Origin of the sequence: Streptomyces omiyaensis, assembly GCF_014650895.1 — a bacterium.
GTDB lineage: Bacteria > Actinomycetota > Actinomycetes > Streptomycetales > Streptomycetaceae > Streptomyces > Streptomyces omiyaensis.
Genome location: NZ_BMVV01000031.1, coordinates 20544 through 42441, shown reverse-complemented (window position 1 = coordinate 42441; position 21898 = coordinate 20544). Strand labels below are relative to the sequence as shown.

Below are 21898 nucleotides of genomic sequence, written 5' to 3'. Positions count from 1 at the left end.
GTCAGGAAGCGCCGTCATGGGCACCCAGTTCCATCCGGACGTCGACGACCCCCTCCACGGCGCGGGCGGCGCGCGCCAGCAGCGGCACCAGAGAACGGTCGGAGAGCGCGCCACTCAGCGTGGCGACCCCTTCCGCCACGGTCACGTCCAGCCCGGTGAACCCTGTCCCGTCAAGGACCGACCGCCGGATCTCCGCCGCTATCTCGCCGTCCTCCCGCAGGAAGACCTTGAGCAGGTCGCTCCTGCTGACGACCCCCTCCAGCATGCCGATCCCGTTGACGACAGGGAGCCTCTTCACCCTCCGGCGGGCCATGATCCGCGCGGCTTCGGCCAAGGAGGCGCCGGCGTGAACGGTCACGGCGGGACTCGACATGAGGTCCCCCGCGCGCACCGCGACGGCCTTCGTGGCCTCCTCGTCCCTCTCGGGGCCGGGGTCCGTGTCGCGGAACGCCTCCTTCGGCAGCAGATCCGCCTCCGAGACCACCCCCACCACTCGCCCTTCCCCCTCCAGGACGGGGAGGGCGCTCACCTTCCACTCGTCCATGAGCGCCACGATCTCCTTGTAGGGAGCGTCGCGGCCGATCGCCACGGCGGTGTGGGTCATCACGTCACTGACGACGAGAGGCGCAGGGCCTGCGGAGTCCATGATCCCTCCTCGATGATGCCCCTTCCCAGGTTCGCGCGGACCGGGGCGAGACGGGAGGGCCGAACGGCCCCCTGCCGGTTCTCCTTCCCGTCGTGCCGCCGCGGGCTCCCAGGGAAGCATGGCCGGCGGGGTCCGGCCGTGCGCTGCTGCGCAGTGTCGGAAGAACGCCGGCTTCTCACCGGTGACCGTGCGGGCCGCTCTCCGACCCGCGCACTCCTCCGTGCGCTGTGCCGCACGTCCGGCTCGTGTGCGCCGGTGCTTCAGGGGGAGTCGCGGGGCGAGTCAGGCGGAAGTCGTTCCGGGCCGGGCCTCGCGCCGCTGCCGCCATGTCTCGATCAAGGCGGCCATCTCGTGCTGCATGAACCCGTAGAAGTCCTGCATCTCGTCAAGCCGGTGGCCCGCGATGCTCTCGGGACCCGCGATCTCGATGCCTTCGGCGGCGGCGGCGCACATGCCGGCCAGCAGGGCGTTCTGATTGCCCATCAGTGTGGCCCAGGCGTGCTCGCGGAAGCGGTAGTGATCGCGGCGGCTCCCGGGAGCCGGGACACGTTCGATCATGCCGGTGGGGATGAGCTGGTTGACCGCTCCCGACACCGCCCCCGAGCTGATCTTCAACGCGTCGCAGAGGTCACCCGCGGTCATGGTCTGCCGCTGGCTGAAGAGGAGCGCGGTCATCACGCGCGCCGTGGTCTTCTGCATACCGCTCTGGGACAGGGCCAGCGCCAGCTTCTCGGCGGACTCACGCAGCCTCGCGTCCGTGTCTTCCAAGCTGTCCATGCCAGACCTCCTCATCAGGAAGATTTCTACCACACAGAAATCTCTTGACTCTCGGAATATTCAAAGATATCTGAAAGTGGGCTACGTTCCAGGCATGGAGAAAGTGATCGAGCTCCGCGAGCTCACCAAGACGTACGACTCCCGTCGAGGTCTGGCGGGCCTCACCCTGGACGTGTTCCAGGGCGAGGTGTTCGGCTTCCTCGGCCCCAACGGCGCGGGGAAGTCCACCACCATCCGGCTGCTCCTCGACCTCATCCGTCCCACCGCGGGCAACGCCACCGTCCTGGGGCTGGACCCCCGGGGCGAGGGTGTCGAGCTGCGCCGCCGAGTGGGCTACCTCGCCGGAGACTTCGTGTGCGACGGCCGGCAGAACGTACGCAGCTACCTGCGTTTCCTGGCCGCGCTGCGCGGCGGCGTCCCCGCACCGCGGATCGACGATCTCGCCGACCGGCTGGGCCTGGATCAGACGTCGAAGATCAAGAAGCTGTCGAAGGGCAACCGGCAGAAAGTCGGCCTGGTGCAGGCGTTCATGCACGCACCTGAGGTGCTCATCCTCGACGAGCCCACGTCCGGCCTCGACCCCCTGGCCCAGCAGACCTTTCTCGACATGGTGGCCGAGACGGCCCTCGACGGCCGGACGGTCTTCATGTCCAGCCACATCATGAGCGAGGTCGAGGCCGTCGCCCACCGGGTCGGCATCATCCGCGACGGGCGGCTGGTGGCCATCGACACGGTGGCCGGCCTCCGCGCGGACACGGTCCGAGACGTCGTGGTCACCTTCGGGACGAGCGTTCCCGTGACCGCCTTCTCGGATCTGCCCGGTGCGATCAGCCTCGGACTGGACGAGACGTGCAGGACGCTCAGCGGCCGGATCGCCGGAAGTCCCGACGCGCTGATCAAGGCGCTCTCCCGCTACACCGTCACGAGCCTGCGCGCCACCGAGCCCGCACTCGAGGACCTCTTCCACGCCTACTACGAGGGCGCCGAGGCCGCACCGCGCACAGGGTCGGGACGCGTCGCCTGATCCGCCGTCATGCGAACGACGCCACGCACCTGCAACGGAAGGAGCGCCTGATGAGCGCCGCAGTCTTCGTCAGAACCCTGTCCGACAGCCGACGGAGTCTGACCGGCTGGGCCGTCGGCACAGCCCTGGTCGGCATGGCCTACGCGAGCACCTACCCCTCGCAGCGACAGAACACCGCAAGCATTCCCGAGGCGCTCCGTGAGAGCCTCCACGTCGACGGGACAGCCGCGGGATACCTGCAAGCCACCGTCTTCGGAGTGATCGTCCCCCTCCTCGCGATGGCCTACGGTGTGGCCACGGGCTCCCGCGCCATCGCGGGCGACGAGGAGTCCGGGCATCTGGACCTGCTGCTCGCACACCCTCTCACCCGGACCCGGTTCGCCCTGCAGAGATTCGCCGCTCTGGTGGCCGGCGCCTTCGGCATCGCGACCCTCGTCTGGCTCGCGATCCTCGCCGTGCGGAACAGCGCCGAACTGACCGACGTCACCCCGGTCGAGTTCCTCGCCCAGTGCCTCAACCTGGCCCTTCTCGCCAGCGCCTTCGGAGCACTCGCCCTGGGCATCGGTGCCGCTGTGGGCCGTCGTGCCGTCGTCCTGGTGGTCAGCGCCGCTGTCGGAGTCCTTTCGTACATGGCCGGTACCTTCGCCACACAGATCGGGGTCGACTGGCTCGCCTACCTCTCGCCGTTCCACTACTACATCGGAGGCGAACCCCTGAAGAACGGCTTCCAATGGGGCGACGGAGCTGTGCTGGTCCTCGCCTCGGCGGTCTTCGTCCTCGTGGGCCTGGCGCGCTTCGACAGCCGCGATCTCAGCAGCTGACCCTGAGCCTCCTGAACGCGGCGTGGCACCGGCAGGGAGGCTTCGGCGTGGGCGCGTCGGGTCGTGGCTCTGACGACGGGGCCCTGTGGCCGGAGTGCGTATCCGGGGTGGGCGTCCCGCAGCGGCTGGAGTTGGGGGTCGCCGCGGGATTCCGGTGGTCGTGAGCTCGCTGCCGCGCCGGGCTTCGCAGGTGGCGGACGCCGAGGGATGCGGTGACGTTCCTACGCGCCGCTACCGTGCCCCGGTGGCCGCCGAGCGGCCGTCCGGCGAGTCCCCGAGCAGTTCGGCCAGCCCTCGGCGGGTGGCGGCGACCACGACACGGTCGGCGGGGTGGAGGACGTGGCCGGGGTGGAGGTCCCAGAGGAGGGACTGGTGGTCACCGTCGTGACCGGTGTTGGCGAGGTCGGGAGAGCGGGATTCGGGCCCTGCGGTGTCGAGGGCGAGGACGCGCCAGGCGCCGGGGCGGAAGGCCTCGGCGACGGTACGGCCTTCGAGCTCGGGGTGTCCGGCGACGAGGAGGGCGGCGAAGAGGAGGACCTTGCGTTCCACCGAGATCGCGCCGAGGACCTGACGCCCCATCATGGCACCCGCGAACGCGGGGGCGGCGAGGTGCGTGACGCTGCGACTGCGGGTGACGGCGTCCGGGTGGGCGGAGCGCAGGGTGCGGTAGACGGCGGCGGCGAAGTCGTCGTCGTACAGCCGCAGTGCGACGCGGAGGTCGTTCTTGATGCCGCGGGCAGCGAGGGTCGCCTCCAGGTTGGTGGTGTCGGAGCTGGTCAGGGCGAGCAGGGCGTCGGCCCGATGGACTCGGGCCGCGTCGAGCACGCCGTCCTCCGTCACGTCCCCGAGGACCACGGGGACTCCCAGATCGCGTGCGAGCGGGATGCCGCGGGCATCGGGGTCCTGCTCGACGCAGACGACGGGGATGTCGAGCTCCCGCAGCCGCGCGAGGACACGGGCGCCGATCTTGCCCAGGCCGAGAAGCACGATGTGCCCCGACAGCCCCTGCGGCGGGCGTCGCAGCGCGCCGGTCGCGCGGAACGTGCCCAGCGCCTCCAGGCCGCCGGCGACGAGGAGAGGGAGCAGGGCGAGACCGACCAGGCCGGAGAGCAGCTGGAGGACCTGGCGGGTGGGGGAGTCCTCCAGGGCGGGGTCGTTGATCGAGAACAGGTCGAGCAAGGTGAGGTACGCGGCGTGCACGGGGTCGGCGTCGGTCAGCGCCGCCGTGGTGGCCGTGAGGGCCAGCACCGCGGCCACGATCCCGGCGAGCGACCAGCGCAGGCGGGCGGAGAACACCTCGCCGAGCGGGGCGCCGCGCCGGGCGAGCCGACGCGGCGGCAGGGCGGGCCCCGCTCGCCGGACGGCTTCGAGGACGACGGTGCCACGGCCTGCCGATCCCTGGACGGCCCGGTCGTCGGGCAGCAGCTCCGGCCCCCGCGCGCCGCTCGCGTCCGAGCCCTCGCTGCCGACCGGGTCGCTGGTGGTGGAGGAGAGCAGGGCCAGCGTGCACAGGCCCGGGTCGGGTATCTCACCCCGGCGGGGCACAGGCCGTTCGGCGGCGCGCAGCAGCAGTCCGTCAGCCTGGACGATCCTGTGGGTGTCGGCGACGGCGGTGGCCACGAGCGCGGGCGCGGCGGTGTCCGCGTCGGAAAGGACGGTCGTGGACGCGTCGAGGACGGTGCGGTCGCCGCCGGACGCGGCCACGAGTGCGGCCTGGTCGAGCAGTTCTTCCAAGTGATGGCCGAGCTTGCGGTTGTACATCCGGACGACCAGGCGCAGTCCCGGGTTGAGCCGACGCGCGGTGAGCGCGGCCCGGAGGTTCGTCTCGTCGTCCTCGTACAGCAGGGCCAGCGAGGAGGCCCCGTCCACGCCGGCACGGAGAAGTGCCGCTGTCGTGGGGGAGGGGGCGGTTTCCACCTGTACGGGAGGGATGGCGGCACTGCTCACGATGTGGGGCTCTGCCGTGCTTCGACCGGCCGTCGGCTCCCCGGCCTCCTCGGCGGGGACCATGAGGACCACGCGTCGCCGGTACACCTCGCGCAGCTCCACCGCGAGCCGGCGCGCGAGGCCGTCGTCACCACAGACCACCATGTGCCCGACGGCACTCGACGGCCGTCGTCCCTGACCCGGCACCGCGACCATGTCCCCACCCCCGTGATGTCGATTCGTGTCCGTGTGATCATCCACTCCGGCGCGCCGCCGTTCGACGGCTGGTGCGCACAGGGCCTCGAGTCCCGAGTCGCCCGAGAGCAAGAGTCCTCCGGCCAGGCACAGGAGGACGATCAGCGCTGCTTCGGGACAGAGGGGAGCCGAGGTGCGACGGTGTGGGCCGATGCGCACAACGCGACTGTTCCTGAAGCGTGTTGCAAGCCCACAAGCCGAGAGCCGAAACGAGTCCGGCGATCACAAGTGCAGAAGCCCGTCCAGCCCTCCCCGCGACCGAAGACAGCCGCTCCGGCCCCCGACGGCGATCGAGGCCAGGACCTCCGGCACCGGACTTGCGGTGACGAGGTCGGGAAACCAGGCCCGCCCCACCCTTCCCCGATTGTCTGGCCGGTTGTGTCACGGGCGGCATCGTCGCGTGAACCGGATCTGTGTGCACTGCCGGACCCGGGCAGTCTTTGCGCGCCCTTGATGCCAGGGTCGCGAGGGAGACCCCGTCGAAGGCCCTGCCGACGACCACGCCGGTCGGCCCGGGCGTCGTGTCGATCCGTCGCCGTTCGTGGGCGACCGGCCGGACGGGTACGCACCAGGAGCGTAACCGCTCCCGCACCGCCCGGCCGCGGTAGGCCGAGGACGGCATGGCCGCATGGGGTGCCGGGTCCGGCTCAGGTCTCTGGGTACAGTTGCGGCCGTTCTTGACGCATCGCTGACTCACCAGGCCGACGCGCGCTCGCGGGAGTCGGGCGCGCGCATCTCGAAGAAGGAGCCCGCCATCGTGCTGACCACCGCACGCGGACGAGCTCGTGCCTTCTTCTCCGCCCATCCGGCCCGGACCGTCGTTCTCGCCTTCGCCAACGCCGTTCTGATCGGTACGGGACTGCTCATGCTGCCGGCGTCCGCCGAGGACGGAGCTCCCACCGATCCACTGACCGCGCTGTTCACCTCCACGTCCGCCGTGTGCGTGACCGGCCTCGCCGTCGTGGACACGGGCACCTACTGGAGCGGCTTCGGCGAAGGAGTGATCCTCGCGCTGATCCAGGTCGGCGGCTTCGGGATCATGACCATGGCCTCGTTGCTGGCCCTGCTGGTCTCGGGGCGGCTGCGACTGCGGCTGCAGCTGACGGCCCAGGCCGAGACGAAGAGCCTCGGCATCGGGGATGTGCGCCGGGTCCTGCTCGGGGTCGCCGGCACCACACTGATGGTCGAGCTCGCCGTCGGTGCCGTCCTGGCGCTGCGCTTCCGGTTCGGGTACGGGCACGCCATCGGCGACTCCGCGTACCTCGGTTTCTTCCACGCGGTGTCCGCCTTCAACAACGCCGGGTTCGGCCTCCATGCCGACAGCCTGACCCGCTACGCGCAGGACGCGTGGGTCACCCTCCCGATCGCGGTCGCCGTCATCCTCGGCGGCATCGGCTTCCCCGTCCTCCTCGAAATGCTGCGTCACCGGAACCGGGCTCGTACGACCGGCCGCAAGAATTGGACGCTGCACACCAGACTGACCGTGATCACCACGGCCGTGCTGCTCGCCGTCGGAACACTCCTCACCTGCCTGATGGAGTGGACGAATCCCGCGACCCTCGGCGCCCAGGACGTCTGGGGCAAGCTGCTCAACGGTTTCTTCCACTCGGCGATGAGCCGCACCGCCGGGTTCAACTCCCTGGACATCGGCGCCATGCAGTCCGCGACCCTGCTGATGACGTGCATGCTCATGTTCATCGGAGGCGGCAGCGCGGGCACCGCAGGCGGCATCAAAGTCACCACCTTCGCCGTCCTCGCCGCCGCGATGCTCGCCGAGGTCCGCGGCGAGCCGACCTCCGCCGTCCTCGGCCGCCGCCTCGGCCCGCACGTGCTGCGCCAGGCCCTGACCGTCGCGCTGCTCGGCATCGGCCTGGTCATGGCTGCCACCCTGGCGCTGCTGTCGGTGAGCAGGGCGGCCTTCGAAGCGGTGCTGTTCGAGGTGGTCTCCGCCTTCGCGACGGTGGGGCTCTCCACCGGCATCACCGCCGACCTGCCCGGCAGCGGACAGCTCGTCCTCATCGTCCTGATGTTCATCGGCCGCATCGGCCCCATCACCCTGGTCTCCGCGCTCGCCCTGCGCGAGCGCACGCGCCGCTACGAACTCCCCGAGGAGCGACCTGTCATTGGCTAGCTTCCTGCAGCGTCTCCGCAAGGGCCGGACCCGTCACCCGGACGACGACCGGGCGCAGCCGGACCAGCGCGTCGCCGTCATCGGCCTCGGCCGCTTCGGCAGCTCTCTCGCCAACGAGCTGATGCGTCGTGGCTGGGACGTCCTCGGCATCGACAGCGACGCCCGCCTCGTCCAGAAGTACAGCGACCAGCTCACCCACGCCGCCGTCGCCGACGCCACCGACCCCGACGTCCTCGGCCAGCTCGGCGTCCACGAGTTCACCAGTGCCGTCGTCGGCATCGGCAGCGACATCGAGGCGAGCATCCTCATCAGCTCCAACCTCCTCCAAGCCGGAGTTCCCAACATCTGGGCCAAGGCGATCAGCCGCCAGCACGGCCAGATCCTCGAACGCCTCGGTGTCCCCCACGTCGTCCTGCCCGAGCACGAGATGGGCGAACGCGTCGCCCACCTCGTCACCGGCCGCATGCTCGACTTCATCGAATTCGACGACGACTACGCCCTGGTCAAGACGGTCGCCCCGAGCGTGGCGACCGGCAAGCCCCTGGGGCAGTCCCAGGTACGCGCCCGTCACGGCGTGACGGTCGTGGGCATCAAGCGCCCGGGTGAGGACTTCACCCACGCGACCGCCGAGACCATTGTCGCGAAGGGCGACATCATCGTCGTGACCGGCAAGACCAGGGCGGTGGAGGCCTTCACCGAGCTGCCCTGAGGTTAGGATCGTGCGCTGGTGAGCCGGGAAGTCTGGTCGGCACTGTCTTCCGCCTGCCCCGAAAGAGTCCGGCCGTGCCCCTCACCCTGATCCTGATCGCCCTGTTCGCCCTCGCCTTCCTGGTCTTCAACGTCGTCCTGTGCGTGCGGGTGTGGCGGATGGCGGAGCTGCCCCGGTGGCGGAGGCTCCTTCCCGCACTGCTGCTGTGCACGGCGCTCGCGGCGAGCGCAGGCCGCGCCTGGGACATCACCGCCGTCGCCGAGGCTGTCGCGTTCCCCCTGAACGCGGCCACCGCCCTGCTCGGCATGTATGAGGTGGATCGGCGGCGTCGCCGTGAGCGCTCCGGCGTGGCCTCATGAGTGTCACGCAGAGCTGGGTGGTCCTGATCGGCGGAGCGATGTTCCTCCTCGCACCGAGCGTGGCGGTGCTGGCCGGCTGGCGGCCGGTCTTCCTGCGGGGCGCCCGGGCGCCGGTGCCACTCCTGGGTGCCCTTGGCCTGTGCGTGTACGGGGGCGTACTGGTCACCGCGATCCCGCGTCTGGTCGATGCCCCCACTGCCGTGCGCGCCACGTGGGCCTACGTCGGCCTGGGGTTGATGTGGACGGCCGTCGGGCTCTTCATCCTCTACGACATCCTCGCCGGGACGAACCGGCGCGGCGGAAAATAACGGTGGGCGGGAAGATGACAGACGACTACACACCTGAGTACGCGTCGTTGCTCGTGGACGTCGCGGCCACCGGACGGCGGCTGACCAGGGATGAGATCGAACGCCAGCGGGAGTCGGGTGAGGATGCTGCCCGCGAGGGACGCGCTTTGCGGGAACTGATCGGCAGCCACCTGACCGCGGTGCGGTCCGTCTGGCCGGAGCAGTCGCTGACCCGGCGCACGGTCCTGGACCTTCTCTCCGTGGTCAAGCAGTCCGTCGACGCCTTCTCGACGGGGTTCGAACGGGCCCAGCGACTTGCCGTCAGGCAGGAGGAGGCCGAGCGCCGGGAGTTCATCGACGACCTGCTGTACGGGCGCAGCGACCTGGGCCGGACGGCGGAACGGGCCGAGCGGTTCGGGCTGCGCCTCTCCCAGGCCCACGCGGTCGCCGTCGCGCGCGGGCCGAAGGCGTACACGGAAGCGGACCCGGTGCCGCAGCAGGTCGAGAGGGCCTTGATCGGGCGGTTCGGCGACCGGCACATCCTGCTCACCACGAAGGGCGGTCGCATGGTCTGTGTCGCCCCTGGCGACCAGCCCGAAGTCCTCGCCCACTTCGCCAAGCAGGCGTTCGCCGCCACCGGCGGCGGCCAGGCTGCGATCGGCCGGCCCCAGCCCGGGCCCAGGGGCGTCGTGCATTCCTACGAGGAGGCACTGGGCGCCCTCGACCTCGCTGACCGCCTCGGTCTCGACGCGCCCGTCCTGCACGCCGTCGACCTCCTCGTCTACCCGGTCCTCACCCGGGACCGTCAGGCCATGGAGGACCTCGTCCGCAGCACACTCGGACCCCTGAGGTCCTCCCGCGGCGGGGCCGAACCGCTCCTTGACACACTCGCCGCGTACTTCGACAGCGGGTGTGTGACGACCAAGACCGCCCAGGACCTCAATTTGTCGGTCAGGGCGGTCAGTTACCGCTTGGAGCGCATCCATCGACTGACCGGAGCGGACCCTGCCGACCCTGCGAGCCGCTACACGCTGCAAACGGCCGTGATCGGGGCCCGCCTGCTCGGCTGGCCGGAAAGGGAGTTCTGAGCGCGGGGTCACCCGGGGCGGATGGCGACAGAACCGGTCACGTGGGGCTGGACCAACGTTCCCCGGTCGGGGGATCACCGAGCATGACCGTATCGGTTGGAGCGGTCTTCACCGGCGACTTCTGTCAAGTGCCGTGATGGGAGGTGATGAGGCGAACGTCCCGGCGCGACGCTGTTGGCTGGAGAACCGCCCGATTCCCAACGGAGTTCCTGGTTCCACTGTCGGAATGATCACGTCGCTTTCCGAGACAAGCCGTGGACGCGCCGAGTAGTCGGCTGTGAGCATTCCGTGCGTCTGTTCCCTCTTGATCAGAAGGAGTACGGCGTGCACAGTTCCACCGGCCGGTCCCGTGGACCGGAACGGCGCGGCGGGCCTCTGGCCTTCCCTCTTGCTCTGCTCCTGCTCGCCGAAGCGGGCACTGTCTTATCCCTCGCGCCGGCCGCCTCCGCATCGGCACCCGCGGCGCACCGCGCCGTGGAGTCGGCGGCCCCGCGGGAAGAAGTGAACGCGCGCCTCACCGCTCAGGCCCAGGGGCGGCGGATCGAGGTCGTGAGCGCCCGCACGGAGAGCACCACGCTGTGGGCGAACCCCGACGGCACGATGTCGCTCGAGTCGTTCGCCGGGCCTGTCCGATTCAGAGAGCGCGGCCGCTGGGTCGGTGTCGACCTCACCCTGGTGAAGGACACGGACGGCTCCGTCCGGCCGAAGGCCCACCCCCGTGGCCTGCGCCTGGCCGGCCGTACGGGCGCGTCCGGTGGAGACCTGGCCACCCTGGGCCAGGACGCGCAACGGCTCTCTCTCGGCTGGAAGGGCCCCCTTCCCGAGCCCCGCCTGAACGGTCCGAAGGCCACGTACGACGAGGTGCTTCCCGGAACCGACCTGGTCGTCGAGGCCACCCGCACGGGCTTCGAGCAGTACCTCGTCGTGGCGGACCGGAAGGCGGCAGAACGGGCCGCGGATCTGGTCCTCCCGGTGCGCACGGACGGAATCACGGCACGACAGGGCCCGGACGACACGCTGACCCTGACGGACACACGTACAGGCGAGAGCGTGGGACGCGGCTCCACGCCGTACATGTGGGACGCGGGAGCCGGCGGTGAGAACGCGCCCGGAGCCCGCGCCGCCCGCGTGGACCTGGGAGTGACCGAGCGGGCCGGCGGCTTCGACCTGCGGGTCAAGGCGGACCGCGGCTTCCTCACCGACGAGGCCACCCGCTACCCCGTGACCATCGACCCGGCCGTCTACTTCGGCACGGACTTCGACACCTACGTCCGCAACGGCGACACGGCCGACTTCTCGGCCGGCGTCGACCTGCGCGTGGGCCGCGAGTGGCAGAAGGGCGAGGCCCGTTCCTTCATCAACTTCCCGCGCCATGCGTCCGTCACCGGCCAGGACATCCTGAACGCCGAACTCAACCTCTACGCCACTTGGGCGGACAACTGCACACCGCGCTCCTGGGAGATCTGGGACACCGGCAACGCCTCGTCCGCCACCCGCTGGAGCAACCAGCCCGCCTGGCGCTCCAAGGTGACCACTTCCACCCAGACCCACGGCCACACCGACTGCGGCCCGCGCTGGATATCGGAGGACATCACCCCTCTGGTGAAGCAGTGGTCGAAGACCACGAACACGGTCGACACCATCGGCCTGCGGGCCACCGACGAGAGCGACGTCACCGCCTTCAAGATCTTCGCTTCCGCACAGACCAGCACCGCGCCGTCGATCCTCGTCACCTACGAGACGCCGGCCGACCCGGTCAAGGACCACGTCGTCTACTGGAACGACGTCCTGCAAGAGACCTTCCGGCAGGTCGGCGGCGCGCCCGGCCCGCTGGCTCGGGCCGGGGCGATGGTGCACGGAGCCATCTACGACGCGGCCAACTCGGCCAGGTGCGCCGAGGGCGCGCTCAAGTGCCTTGGCGATGCCTACCTCGTCAAGGCGACGGCCTCCAACGGAGCCCTGCCGGACGTGAACAGCGCCATCGACCACGCCGCCTTCGACGTCCTTCGGTCGCTGTATCCGACACTGAACTTCGACGACGAGATCGCCGCAGCCCGCTCCACCATCCCCGCCGCCGTCACCAGCGCGCAGCGCGCGGCCGGCACCGAAGTGGGGCAGAAGGCCGCCTCCGCGATGATCGCGGCCCGCCAGAACGACGGCTCGGCTCCCGTCGCCCCCTACACCGGCTCCACGCAGCCCGGCTACTGGCGGCCCACCGGCACCGGTAACGGAGCCACCCCGCAGTGGGGTCTGGTCAAGCCCTTCGCCATGGCGAGCAGCGCGCAGTTCCGTACCGCAGGTCCGGCCGGGCACAGCCAGATGAGCACGCTGCTGCCGAGCCAGGCATACGCCGAGCAGGTCAACGACGTGAAGAGCCTCGGTCGTGCCGAGTCCACCGCCCGTACCCCCGACCAGACGCAGGCGGCACTGTTCTGGGCCAACGACCTCGACGGCACCTACAAGCCGCCGGGCCAGCTCTTCGAGCACACCCAGATCCTGTCCCGCCAGCACGGCACCACCGTGACCGGCAACGCCAAACTGTTCGCGCTGACCGCCTTCGCCATGGCGGACGCGGCGATCATGTCCTGGGACCAGAAGTACCAGACGAACATCGACCTGTGGCGGCCGGAGAGCGCGATCCGCCTCGACGGCGACGGCAATGCGAACACCACCGCCGACGCCAACTGGCAGCCGCTGTCACAGGACCGCAACGGCCTGCACTTCTCCCCGCCGTTCCCGGCCTACGTCTCCGGCCACGCCACCTTCGCCGGTGCCTGGTCCAAGGCCACCCAGACGTGGTTCGGCACCGACCAGATCACCTGGACCGCCACCACCGAGGACCCCAACGCCCTCGGTGTCACCCGCACCTTCACCAGCATTTCCGCGGCGGCGACCGAGAACGCCGTCGGCCGGGTCTGGCTCGGCGTCCACTACCGCTGGGACGGCACCGACGGGGTCACCGCCGGAGGCAAGGCCGCCGCCTACGGCGTCGCGAACAAGCTCAAGCCGAACTCGGCCGCGGCCTGGACCTCCTACGAGACCCTGCACAACCTCGCCGGCTGTCAGGAGGTCGGCAAACGCCTCGTCGCCGAACACCGCTGGACCTCCTACCAGTGCACCCAGGTCCAGGCGTCGGGCCCCGACCACACGCTCTACGTGAAGTAGCCGGACGATGAGGAGGAAAGACACCGACATGCGTACGCATACCCAACCCCGCCGGAGCACCCGCCGGGCGGCCTTCGCTCTTCTCGCGCTCTGCGCCGCGGGAGCCGTCGCCGCTCCGATGGCCTTCGCGGCCGCCTCCGCCGACCGGGCCCCGGCCGCGGCTGTCACGGACGACCGGCTGCTGCCGACTCCTGAAGCCCCGCGCGTCTCCGACGGCTCGTACGCGGGCTTCCAGCTCTGCGGCGACCCGGCCGGAGACCCTGTCGTCACCGCCGACAGCCCGACGCTCGCCGCCACCCTGGAGTCCGTCGCTCCTCCCGGTACCGTCGAAACGTCTCGGCCCGGCCCCCGCCGCAAGGTCGTCTTCGAGGTCGACACCGTCGCGGGCAAGCCCGTGCTCCACCGACAGCTCACGAGCGACACCAGCCACGCCGCCGCCCTCCAGGTGCCGGCCGGCACCCTGACCGAGGGCGCGTACCGCTGGCGCGTCAGGGTGAAGGACGGAGACACCGCCTCCGCTTGGACCGCCTGGTGCGCCTTCACGGTCACACGAGCCTGATCGGAACATCGGCCGCCCCGGAGCACCCAGCCGGGACGACCGAGCGCTCCCGGTCCACGCGCGGTCCGTGCTCGTGGACCGGGAGTCCCTTCCTCCCACCTTCATCAGCCACGAGCACACGACCACCGGCACCGCAAAAGCCATCCGCCTCGCTGACGGCAGCCATACTCTGCGCCTCGAAGGACTCGATACCAGTAATGGCCCCGATCTGCTGCCCGCAGACATCGACTGGTCGACGGTTCCGAGCGTGAGCATCTGGTGCGACCGGTTCGACGTCTCCTTCGGCGCCGCGGCTTTGGCGCGCGTCTGACACCGCTCGCCGAGTACGCCCAGTGGATGCCCCCGGGGCGCAGTAGCCCTCGGGGGCATCGCCGCGTCGCTTCCCCGACGGCAGCCGCCGTCCACGGCCGTTCCGGTACCGACTTGACGGTGTCAGGCGTCCGGCGAGCACCATCGGCGTCCAGCACGTCTTCAACGCATGGAACTCCACTTTCGCTCGAGGTTTGCGCGTCTCGGCATCAAGAAGACGTAAAGATTGCCGTACTCCGGCAATGCGGCTCCTGCCAGATGCCCCGCAGAATGGGCTTCGGCGGCAGAGGTGTGGTGTCACTGATGCCGGGATCCGGAAGAGCTGTCACGGGGGAGCGGCGATGAGCGAGTTCATCGGAGCGGCCTTCGGCTTTCCCTGTCTGGTTATGACCACCGCATTCGCCGCCGTGATCGGCTTCTGGACGCTGGTGCTCTGCCGCGTCACCGCCCCGGACGCCTTCGATGCCGACGCGGACACCGAGGCTCTGGGGCTCGGTGACACGTCGGTCGCCACGGCGGCATCCGCCGTCGTCGCCACCGGGTGGGTGCTCGACATCTGCGGCATGGTGCTGCTCGGCCGGGCCGGGCTGCCCGGAGTCTGGGCTCTGCCGCTGTCCGTGTTCCTGCTCGCGGGTGCTCTGACCCTGTCCTGGCGGCTGACGAAGTGGGTCTTCGGCCTACGGCGACGCGCCTCGTTCCCGAGGACGTCGCCACGGCCGGGCCCGGGGCGACGTGCCCGCACCTGATTCTTCGCGTACCTCCGCCTGAGCGGGTACGCACTCTTCGATCGACACGGGGTTCTCTCATGGATGCCATCACCTCGGGCCTCGGCGTGCTCGTCGCCGTCGTCCTGCTCGCCGTCGTCGCGGCGTTGTTCATGGTCGGCCGGCTGTTCCGCAAGGTGGAGCAGGGCAAGGCGCTGATCGTGTCCAAGATGCGCAAGGTCGACGTCACCTTCACCGGGCAGGTGGTCCTGCCCGTGCTCCACAAGGCCGAGGTGATGGACATCTCGGTGAAGACCATCGAGATCTCCCGGACCGGCCGGGACGGGTTGATCTGCCGGGACAACATCCGCGCCGACATCCGGATCTCCTTCTTCGTCCGCGTGAACAAGACCGTCGAGGACGTGATCAAGGTCGCCCAGGCCATCGGCACGGCCCGGGCCAGCGACCAGGCAACGCTCCAGGAGCTGTTCAACGCGAAGTTCTCCGAGGCGCTGAAGTCGGTCGGCAAGCAGATGGACTTCACCGACCTCTACACCAAGCGTGAGGAACTCCGCTTCCGGATCATCGAGTTGATCGGCATCGACCTCAACGGCTACAGCCTGGAGGACGCCGCCATCGACTACCTGGAGCAGACCCCGCTCACCCAGCTCGACGCCGGCAATATCCTCGACGCCCAGGGCATCCGCAAGATCACCGAGCTCACCGCCGCCGAGAACGTCCGCACGAACGAACTGCGGCAGCACGAGCAGAAGGAGATCACCCGGCAGAACGTGGACGCGCGCGAGGCGATCCTGGAGCTGGAGCGACGCCAGGCGGACGCGGAGATCAAGCAGAAGCGCGAGATCGAGACCGTCCGGGCCCGCGAGGAGGCCGAGACGGCGAAGGTCGTGGAGGAGGAGCGGCTGCGGGCGCAGAGCGCGTTCCTGCGCACCGAGGAGCAGCTCGGCGTCCAGCGGGAGAACCAGGCCCGCGAGGTCGTCGTCGCGCAGAAGAACCGCGAGCGGGTCATCGCGGTCGAGAACGAGCGGATCGAGAAGGACCGCCTGCTGGAGGTCATCGCCCGCGACCGGGAGACCGAACTGACGCGGATCGCGGCGGAGAAGGAGGTCGAGGCCGAGCGCCGGGACATCGCCGAGGTCATCCGCGAGCGGGTCGCTGTCGACCGGACCGTGGCCGAGCAGGAGGAGTCCATCAAGCGGCTGCGGGCCGTGGAGGAGGCCGAGCGCGAGCGGCAGACGCTCGTCATCGCCGCCGAGGCGGAGGCCCAGGAGAAGCTCGTCAAGGACATCAAGGCCGCCGAGGCCGCCGAGCAGGCCGCGATCCACCGGGCCGCCGAGGAGCTGACCCTGGCCGAGGCCCGCAACAAGGCCGCCGACATGGACGCCCGGGCCAAGATCCGGCTCGCCGAGGGCGTCCAGGCCGAGGCCGCCGCCGAAGGGCTCGCCGCCGTCCAGGTCCGCGAGAAGGAGGCCGACGCCATCGAGAAGGCCGGCCGCGCCGAGGCCGACGCCACCGAGGCCCGGCTCCGCGCCGAGGCCGAGGGGCTGCGGGCCAAGGCGCTCGCCGAGGCGACCGCGATCGGCGAGAAGCTGAAGGCCGAGGCCGAGGGACTCAACCAGAAGGCCATCGCCGTCGCCGCCTTCGACGAGGCGTCCCGTACGCACGAGGAGTACCGGCTCCGGCTGGAGGCCGAGAAGGAGATCCGGCTCGCCGGACTCGACGTCCAGCGGCAGGTCGCCGAGGCCCAGGCCACGGTGCTCGCCACCGGCCTTGAGAACGCGGACATCAGCATCGTGGGCGGGGAGTCCGTCTTTCTCGACCGGCTCGTGCAGTCCATCGCGCTGGGCAAGTCCGTCGACGGGTTCGTCGACCACTCCAGCACGGTGCAGGCCCTCGCGGGCCCCTGGCTGAACGGCGAGGGCTCCTTCACCGGGGACCTCACCAAGGTGCTCGGATCCCTGTCCACGACCGACGTGCAGAACCTGAGCGTCTCCGCGCTCCTCGCCAAGGTCATGAACTCCGGCCTGCTGGACGCGTCCGCGGAGGGCGCCGTACCGGCGGAGACCGCCGCGCTGAACGGCGCGGCCACGAACTGACCGCCCACGGGGATGCGGTCAGAACGGGCCCGGTGCCGGCGAACGGGGGAGTCACCGGCACCGGACCCGTCCATCACCACGGTACAAGGAGCGGCAGAGGATGAGCACCGGAATCGACCAGGACACGTACGCGGTGCTGCGCGACCGCCTCACCGCCCAGGCGGGCGAACTCGCCCGGCGCGCCGAGGCCCTCAACGAGGCGCGGATCACGGAGTTCGGGGCGGGAGAACTGGCCCTCACCCGTACGGCCCACCTCCGGACCGAGCAGGCATGCCTGCCCCGGGACGTTGCCGCCGTCGGTGACGACCTCCTGCTCGTGGGCCGCCACACGGCGACCACGGGTGGGGCGGAGCCCACGGTCGCCGACACCTTCACCCTGTACGACCGGGACCTGAACCCCCTGCCCGAGGACGCCCTCCCCGGCCTCCTCGACGACCCCGACTTCCGCCGCGAGTTCGCGGCGCTGCACCGCTACTTCCGGGGCGCCCGCCTGCTGAGACTGCGCCGTGTCGACGGCCGTCTGCTCGCCGTCTTCCAGGTGGGGGAGAAGGCGGGGGACCTGCGTGTCCTGCGCTGGGCCATCGGCACCTCGGGCGCGCCGCGGTTCCTCGACGCCCGGGGCGAGCGCGACCACGTCCTGCCCGCCTCCCAGGAGGTCGACTGGGTCGAGGCCGACCGTCAGGACCATGTACCGGGCCGCTTCCCGCACATCGCGGTCGGCGGCGGCCGTCTCTTCGTCTCCACGGTCGGCGGGACCCTGACCCTGAAGACGGAGAACGACACGGAGACCGCCGACGGCGTCCACACCGAGCCGGTCGAGGAGCCGCTGCAGTCCCTGGCCGACGCCGAGGTCGCCCACGCGACCCTCGGCCCCCTCCTCCTCGTGCGGGTACGCCCCTACAAGGAAGAGGTCCGACGGCACCTCGTCTTCAACACCCTCACCAGGACGGTCGTCCGTCTCGACGCCCTGGAGCAGGCCTGCCTGCGCCTGCCCGAAGACGCCGGCCTCGTGTTCCCCGGCGGCTACTGCCTCGCCACCGGCACCGTGAAGACCTTCGACGCCGACACCGCAGAACTCGCCTTCGACCAGGTGATCCGTTCCCCCAACGGGGAGGACCTCCTGTACGTCTTCCAGGACCAGACCGAGGGACGGACCCTGCTCCTCCCGTACAACCTGATCCGCAAGGAGATCACCGCTCCTCTTTCCGGCCACGGGCACGCGCTGCTCGACGACGGGACGATGCTGCTCCTGCGCGACGGCGGGGGAGAGCCCGGACGCGTCCACCAGGTACAGGTCTGGCGGACGCCCTACCTCTCCGACGTCCACGCGACACCCACCGGCGGCGGGCCCCTGGACCGCATCGGCAACGCCGACCTCGTCCGGGGCATCTCCGACTGCCTGTCGATCGCACGTCAGGCCACCGAGCTCACACCCGCCGGCGAGGTGTACGAAGCCCTGCGCTCCGCCTGCGTCCGTGCGGGAGACGTCCACCACTGGCTGGGAGACCCGGCGGCCGGAGACCTCCGCACCCCGCTGGGCGGACTCCTCGGCACGCTCACGCAGGTCGTCGACGAGTTCGAGACCGTTACCACCCTCACCCGCCAGGCGGCGGAAGCCCTCACGAAGGCCGCCGAACGCATCGCCCGGCTGACAAGGCGCGTCCACGGCGAAGCCCCCGCCACGGCGGAGGAATGGATCTCTCGCATCACCGAACTCCGCCAGGCACAGGGCCATGTGCTGACGCTCAAGGAGATGCGGTACGCGGACGCCGACGCGATCGAGTCCCTGGCGGCCGAGACCGAGGACGACATTGTCACGGCGGTCGGACGGGCCGTGCTCTTCCTCGGCCGCGACGACGCGTTCGCCCCTCAGCACGCGGAGGCCGAAGCGCTCGCCGTCCAGGCGCGGGATCTGGTCACCGCCCCCGAGGCCGGCCCCCTCGGCGAGCGGATCGACGCGAGCACGCTCGCCCTGCGGACGGTCAGCGAGATCATCGCCGGGCTCGACGTCGGGGACGCCACGCTCCGCACCGCGATCCTCGGCAGGATCGCGGACGTGCTCGGCGCCCTGAACCGCGCCCGTGCCGTCCTCACCGCCCGGCGCACCGAACTCCTCGACCGCGAAGGCGCGGCCGAGTTCGCGGCCGAACTCGCGCTGCTCGGCCAGACGGTCACCAGCGCCCTCGCCGCGGCCGACACCCCCGAGGCGTGCGATGACCAGCTCGGCCGCCTGATGCTCCAGCTGGAGAACCTGGAGGCCCGGTTCTCCGCCTCCGAAGGCTTCCTCGACGAACTGGCCGAGAAGCGCGCGGACATCCACGAGGCGCTCTCCGCACGCAGGCAGTCCCTCCAGGACACCCGTGCCCGGCAGGCGGAGCGGCACGCCGACTCGGCCAGGAGGGTCTTGGAGGCGGTCGCCCGCCGTTCCGCGACCCTGAAGGACCAGGACGAGGTCCACGCGTACTTCGCGTCCGACCCGATGGTCGTCAAGGTCAGGCGCACCGCGGCCGCCCTCCGGGACCTCGGGGACCGGACGCGGGCGGAGGAGCTGGAGAGCCGGCTCGCCGCCGCCCGCCAGGAGGCCGGACGCGCGCTGCGGGACCGCACCGACCTGTTCTCCGACGGAGGGGACACCATCCGGCTCGGCCGGCACCGCTTCGCCGTCCACCGCCAGACGCCCGAACTCACCCTCGTACCGTCCGGCGACGCCCTGGCCCTCGCCCTGACCGGCACGGACTACCGGGCACCCGTCACCGACCCGGCCTTCGAGGAGACCCGCCGCTTCTGGAACCGCCCCCTGCCCTCCGAGTCGCCGGAGGTCTACCGGTCCGAGCACCTGGCCGCCCGCCTCCTCACCGAGTACGGTGCCGGCGGTCTGGCGGACGAGGACCTCCACGCCCTCGCCCGGCGGGCGGCGGAGGGGGCTTACGACGAGGGGTACGAGCGGGGCGTCCACGACCACGACGCCGCCGTCATCCTGAGAGCGGTGCTCGGCCTGCACGCGACGGCCGGTCTGCTCAGGCACTCCGGCCGGGCACGGGCGACCGCCCAGCTCCACTGGGCCCACACCGCCACGGCCGAGGACCGCGCCCAGTGGGCGGAGCGGGCCGCCTCCCTCGCCCACGCCCGCGACCTCTTCGGCACCGAGTCAGTGCTCGACGGACTGCGACGGGACCTCACCGAAGAGATCGGAGATCCGGCCGCCGCCGCGTACCTCGTCGAGGAACTCGCCGCCGTACCGGCCGGATTCGTCCTGTCCACCCCGGCCCGCACGCTCCTGGAGAAGTTCCGCCACGCCGTCGACACCTCCTCGTACGACGACTCCCTCGCCGCCCTCACCGCGCCCGGCGCACGGCGGCAGCACGTCGAAGCCTGGCTCACCGCCTACGTGTCCGCGTCCGGCGACGGCCTCGACGAGGACGTGCTCGCCGAGGCGGTCGCCGTCGAGTCGTCCCCGGGGCTCGAACGCTACGAAGGTGAGGGCCCCGCCGGGGCGAAGGTCACCGGTCTCCTCGGCAGTCACCCGAGGCTGACGGACCGCGCCCTGGACCTCCGTCTCGACGAGTTCCTCGCCAGGACGGCGGCCTTCGCCGCCGACGACGTGCCCGCCCACCGCGCCTACCAGCAGCGTCGCCGCGTTCTCGTCGACACGGAGCGCGTCCGGCTCCGCCTGGACGAGTACCGGCCCAAGGTGATGCCCTCCTTCGTCCGCAACCGGCTCGTCGACGACGTCTACCTCCCGCTCATCGGAGACAACCTCGCCAAGCAGCTCGGCGCGGCCGGCGACGCCAAGCGCGGCGACTCCCACGGCCTGCTGCTGCTCCTGTCTCCGCCCGGGTACGGAAAGACCACGCTGATCGAGTACGTCGCCGACCGCCTCGGCCTGCTCCTCGTCAAGGTCGACGGCCCGGCGCTCGGACAGCGCACGGTCACCCTCGACCCGGCCGAGGCCCCCGACGCCACCGCGCGCCGTGAACTGGAGAAGATCGCCTTCGCCCTCGCCGCGGGCGACAACGTCCTGCTGTACCTCGACGACATCCAGCACTGCTCGCCCGAGTTCCTGCAGAAGTTCATCCCCCTCTGCGACGCCACCCGGACGCTGAACGGCCGCGACCTGCGCGGCAAGCGCTTCGCCGTCTGCATGGCCGGCAACCCGTACACAGAGTCCGGGCACGCCTTCCGCGTCCCCGACATGCTCGCCAACCGCGCCGACGTGTGGAACCTCGGCGACGTCCTCACCGGCAAGGAGGACGTCTTCGCCCTCAGCTTCATCGAGAACGCCCTCCCCTCGAACCCGGTGCTCGCCCCGCTGGCCGGCCGCGAGCGCACGGACGTGGAACTGCTCGTCCGCCTGGCGGTGGGGGACCCGACCGCGCGCCGCGACCGCCTCTCCCACCCCTATGCCCCGGCCGAGCTCGATCAGGTTCTTGCCGTCCTCCGGCACCTGCTGACCGCACGCGAAACCGTCCTGGCCGTCAACGCCGAGTACATCGCCTCCGCCGCCCGCTCGGAAGAAGCCCGCAGCGAACCGCCCTTCCGGCTCCAGGGCTCGTACCGCACCATGAACAAGATCGCCGCCCGCGTCTCGCCCGCGATGAACGACGCCGAGCTCGCCGCCGTCATCGACGACCACTACACCGCCGAGGCCCAGACCCTCACCACGGACGCCGAGGCCAACCTCCTCAAACTCGCCGAACTCCGCGGCACCCGGACGCCGGCACAAGCCGCCCGCTGGGCCGAGATCACCGCCGCCCATGCCCGCACCCGTGCGCTGGGCGACTCCGGGGAAGAGCCCCTGGCGAGGGCGGTCGCCGCCCTCGGCCTGCTCGCCGATCGCGTCGCGGCGGTTGAAACGGCCATCACCCGGGCGACGGACCCCCGCCACCTCCTCGCCCGGCCCGGCAGGCGGCACGCCGCACCGGCCGTCGACACGGCGACGGCCACTGAGCCGGGAGAGACCGGGTTCCCGGGCGTGCGACAGAACAAAGAAGGGTAAAACATCACAAAAAATTCCGAACTGG

The 21898-nt window shown here is 70.9% G+C and carries 16 protein-coding genes; 13 read left to right on the top strand and 3 right to left on the bottom strand.

Features of this window, described 5'->3' with window-relative positions; genetic code table 11:
* Position 1 precedes the first annotated feature (1 nt).
* Both IE287_RS33060 and IE287_RS33055 read right to left on the bottom strand, forming a co-directional pair.
* Complete coding sequence (locus IE287_RS33060; protein WP_229883890.1) at positions 2–646, bottom strand: CBS domain-containing protein; 645 nt, start codon at positions 644–646, stop codon at positions 2–4.
* 282 nt (positions 647–928) lie between these two features.
* Complete coding sequence (locus IE287_RS33055; protein ID WP_229883889.1) at positions 929–1423, bottom strand: GbsR/MarR family transcriptional regulator; 495 nt, start codon at positions 1421–1423, stop codon at positions 929–931.
* 94 nt (positions 1424–1517) lie between these two features.
* On the opposite strand from IE287_RS33055, the gene IE287_RS33050 reads away from it, so the two are divergent.
* Both IE287_RS33050 and IE287_RS33045 read left to right on the top strand, forming a co-directional pair.
* Complete coding sequence (locus IE287_RS33050) at positions 1518–2447, top strand: ABC transporter ATP-binding protein (RefSeq protein ID WP_189852944.1); 930 nt, start codon at positions 1518–1520, stop codon at positions 2445–2447.
* 50 nt (positions 2448–2497) lie between these two features.
* Positions 2498–3268, top strand: coding sequence for an efflux permease Rv1217c-related protein (locus tag IE287_RS33045; protein ID WP_189852943.1), 771 nt, complete (start codon positions 2498–2500; stop codon positions 3266–3268).
* 231 nt (positions 3269–3499) lie between these two features.
* Here IE287_RS33045 and IE287_RS33040 read toward each other — a convergent pair whose 3' ends face one another.
* Positions 3500–5359 (bottom strand): NAD(P)-binding protein, encoded by a 1860-nt coding sequence (locus IE287_RS33040; RefSeq protein ID WP_189852942.1) that lies wholly within the window; start codon positions 5357–5359, stop codon positions 3500–3502.
* Between the two features lie 847 nt (positions 5360–6206).
* On the opposite strand from IE287_RS33040, the gene IE287_RS33035 reads away from it, so the two are divergent.
* The 11 genes from IE287_RS33035 (at position 6207) to IE287_RS32985 (ending at position 21873) form a co-directional block, all read left to right on the top strand.
* Positions 6207–7580, top strand: coding sequence for a TrkH family potassium uptake protein (locus IE287_RS33035; RefSeq protein WP_229883888.1), 1374 nt, complete (start codon positions 6207–6209; stop codon positions 7578–7580).
* A complete protein-coding gene (locus tag IE287_RS33030) occupies positions 7573–8289 on the top strand; it encodes a potassium channel family protein (protein WP_189852940.1) in 717 nt (238 codons plus the stop codon). The genes IE287_RS33035 and IE287_RS33030 overlap by 8 nt, the downstream gene beginning before the upstream one ends.
* 74 nt (positions 8290–8363) lie before the next feature.
* Positions 8364–8648: a hypothetical protein gene (locus IE287_RS33025; protein WP_229883887.1), complete on the top strand. Its 285-nt coding sequence runs from the start codon at positions 8364–8366 to the stop codon at positions 8646–8648.
* A complete protein-coding gene (locus tag IE287_RS33020) occupies positions 8645–8956 on the top strand; it encodes a hypothetical protein (RefSeq protein ID WP_189852939.1) in 312 nt (103 codons plus the stop codon). Before IE287_RS33025 ends, IE287_RS33020 begins: the two co-directional genes overlap by 4 nt.
* 14 nt (positions 8957–8970) lie before the next feature.
* Positions 8971–10023 carry a PucR family transcriptional regulator gene (locus tag IE287_RS33015; protein ID WP_189852938.1) on the top strand — a complete coding sequence of 351 codons (1053 nt, stop codon included), beginning with the start codon at positions 8971–8973 and terminating at the stop codon, positions 10021–10023.
* Between the two features lie 549 nt (positions 10024–10572).
* Positions 10573–13188 carry a DNRLRE domain-containing protein gene (locus IE287_RS33010; protein ID WP_189852937.1) on the top strand — a complete coding sequence of 872 codons (2616 nt, stop codon included), beginning with the start codon at positions 10573–10575 and terminating at the stop codon, positions 13186–13188.
* Between the two features lie 28 nt (positions 13189–13216).
* A complete protein-coding gene (locus tag IE287_RS33005) occupies positions 13217–13747 on the top strand; it encodes a hypothetical protein (RefSeq protein WP_189852936.1) in 531 nt (176 codons plus the stop codon).
* Between the two features lie 67 nt (positions 13748–13814).
* Positions 13815–14057 carry a DM13 domain-containing protein gene (locus IE287_RS33000; protein ID WP_373307952.1) on the top strand — a complete coding sequence of 81 codons (243 nt, stop codon included), beginning with the start codon at positions 13815–13817 and terminating at the stop codon, positions 14055–14057.
* Between the two features lie 340 nt (positions 14058–14397).
* The gene (locus IE287_RS32995; RefSeq protein WP_189852935.1) at positions 14398–14802 is read left to right on the top strand and encodes a hypothetical protein; all 405 of its coding nucleotides are present in this window, start codon (positions 14398–14400) and stop codon (positions 14800–14802) included.
* A gap of 59 nt (positions 14803–14861) precedes the next feature.
* On the top strand, positions 14862–16877 hold the full coding sequence (locus IE287_RS32990; RefSeq protein WP_189852934.1) for an SPFH domain-containing protein: 2016 nt from the start codon (positions 14862–14864) through the stop codon (positions 16875–16877).
* A gap of 100 nt (positions 16878–16977) precedes the next feature.
* On the top strand, positions 16978–21873 hold the full coding sequence (locus IE287_RS32985; RefSeq protein ID WP_189852933.1) for a DNA repair ATPase: 4896 nt from the start codon (positions 16978–16980) through the stop codon (positions 21871–21873).
* Positions 21874–21898 lie beyond the last annotated feature (25 nt).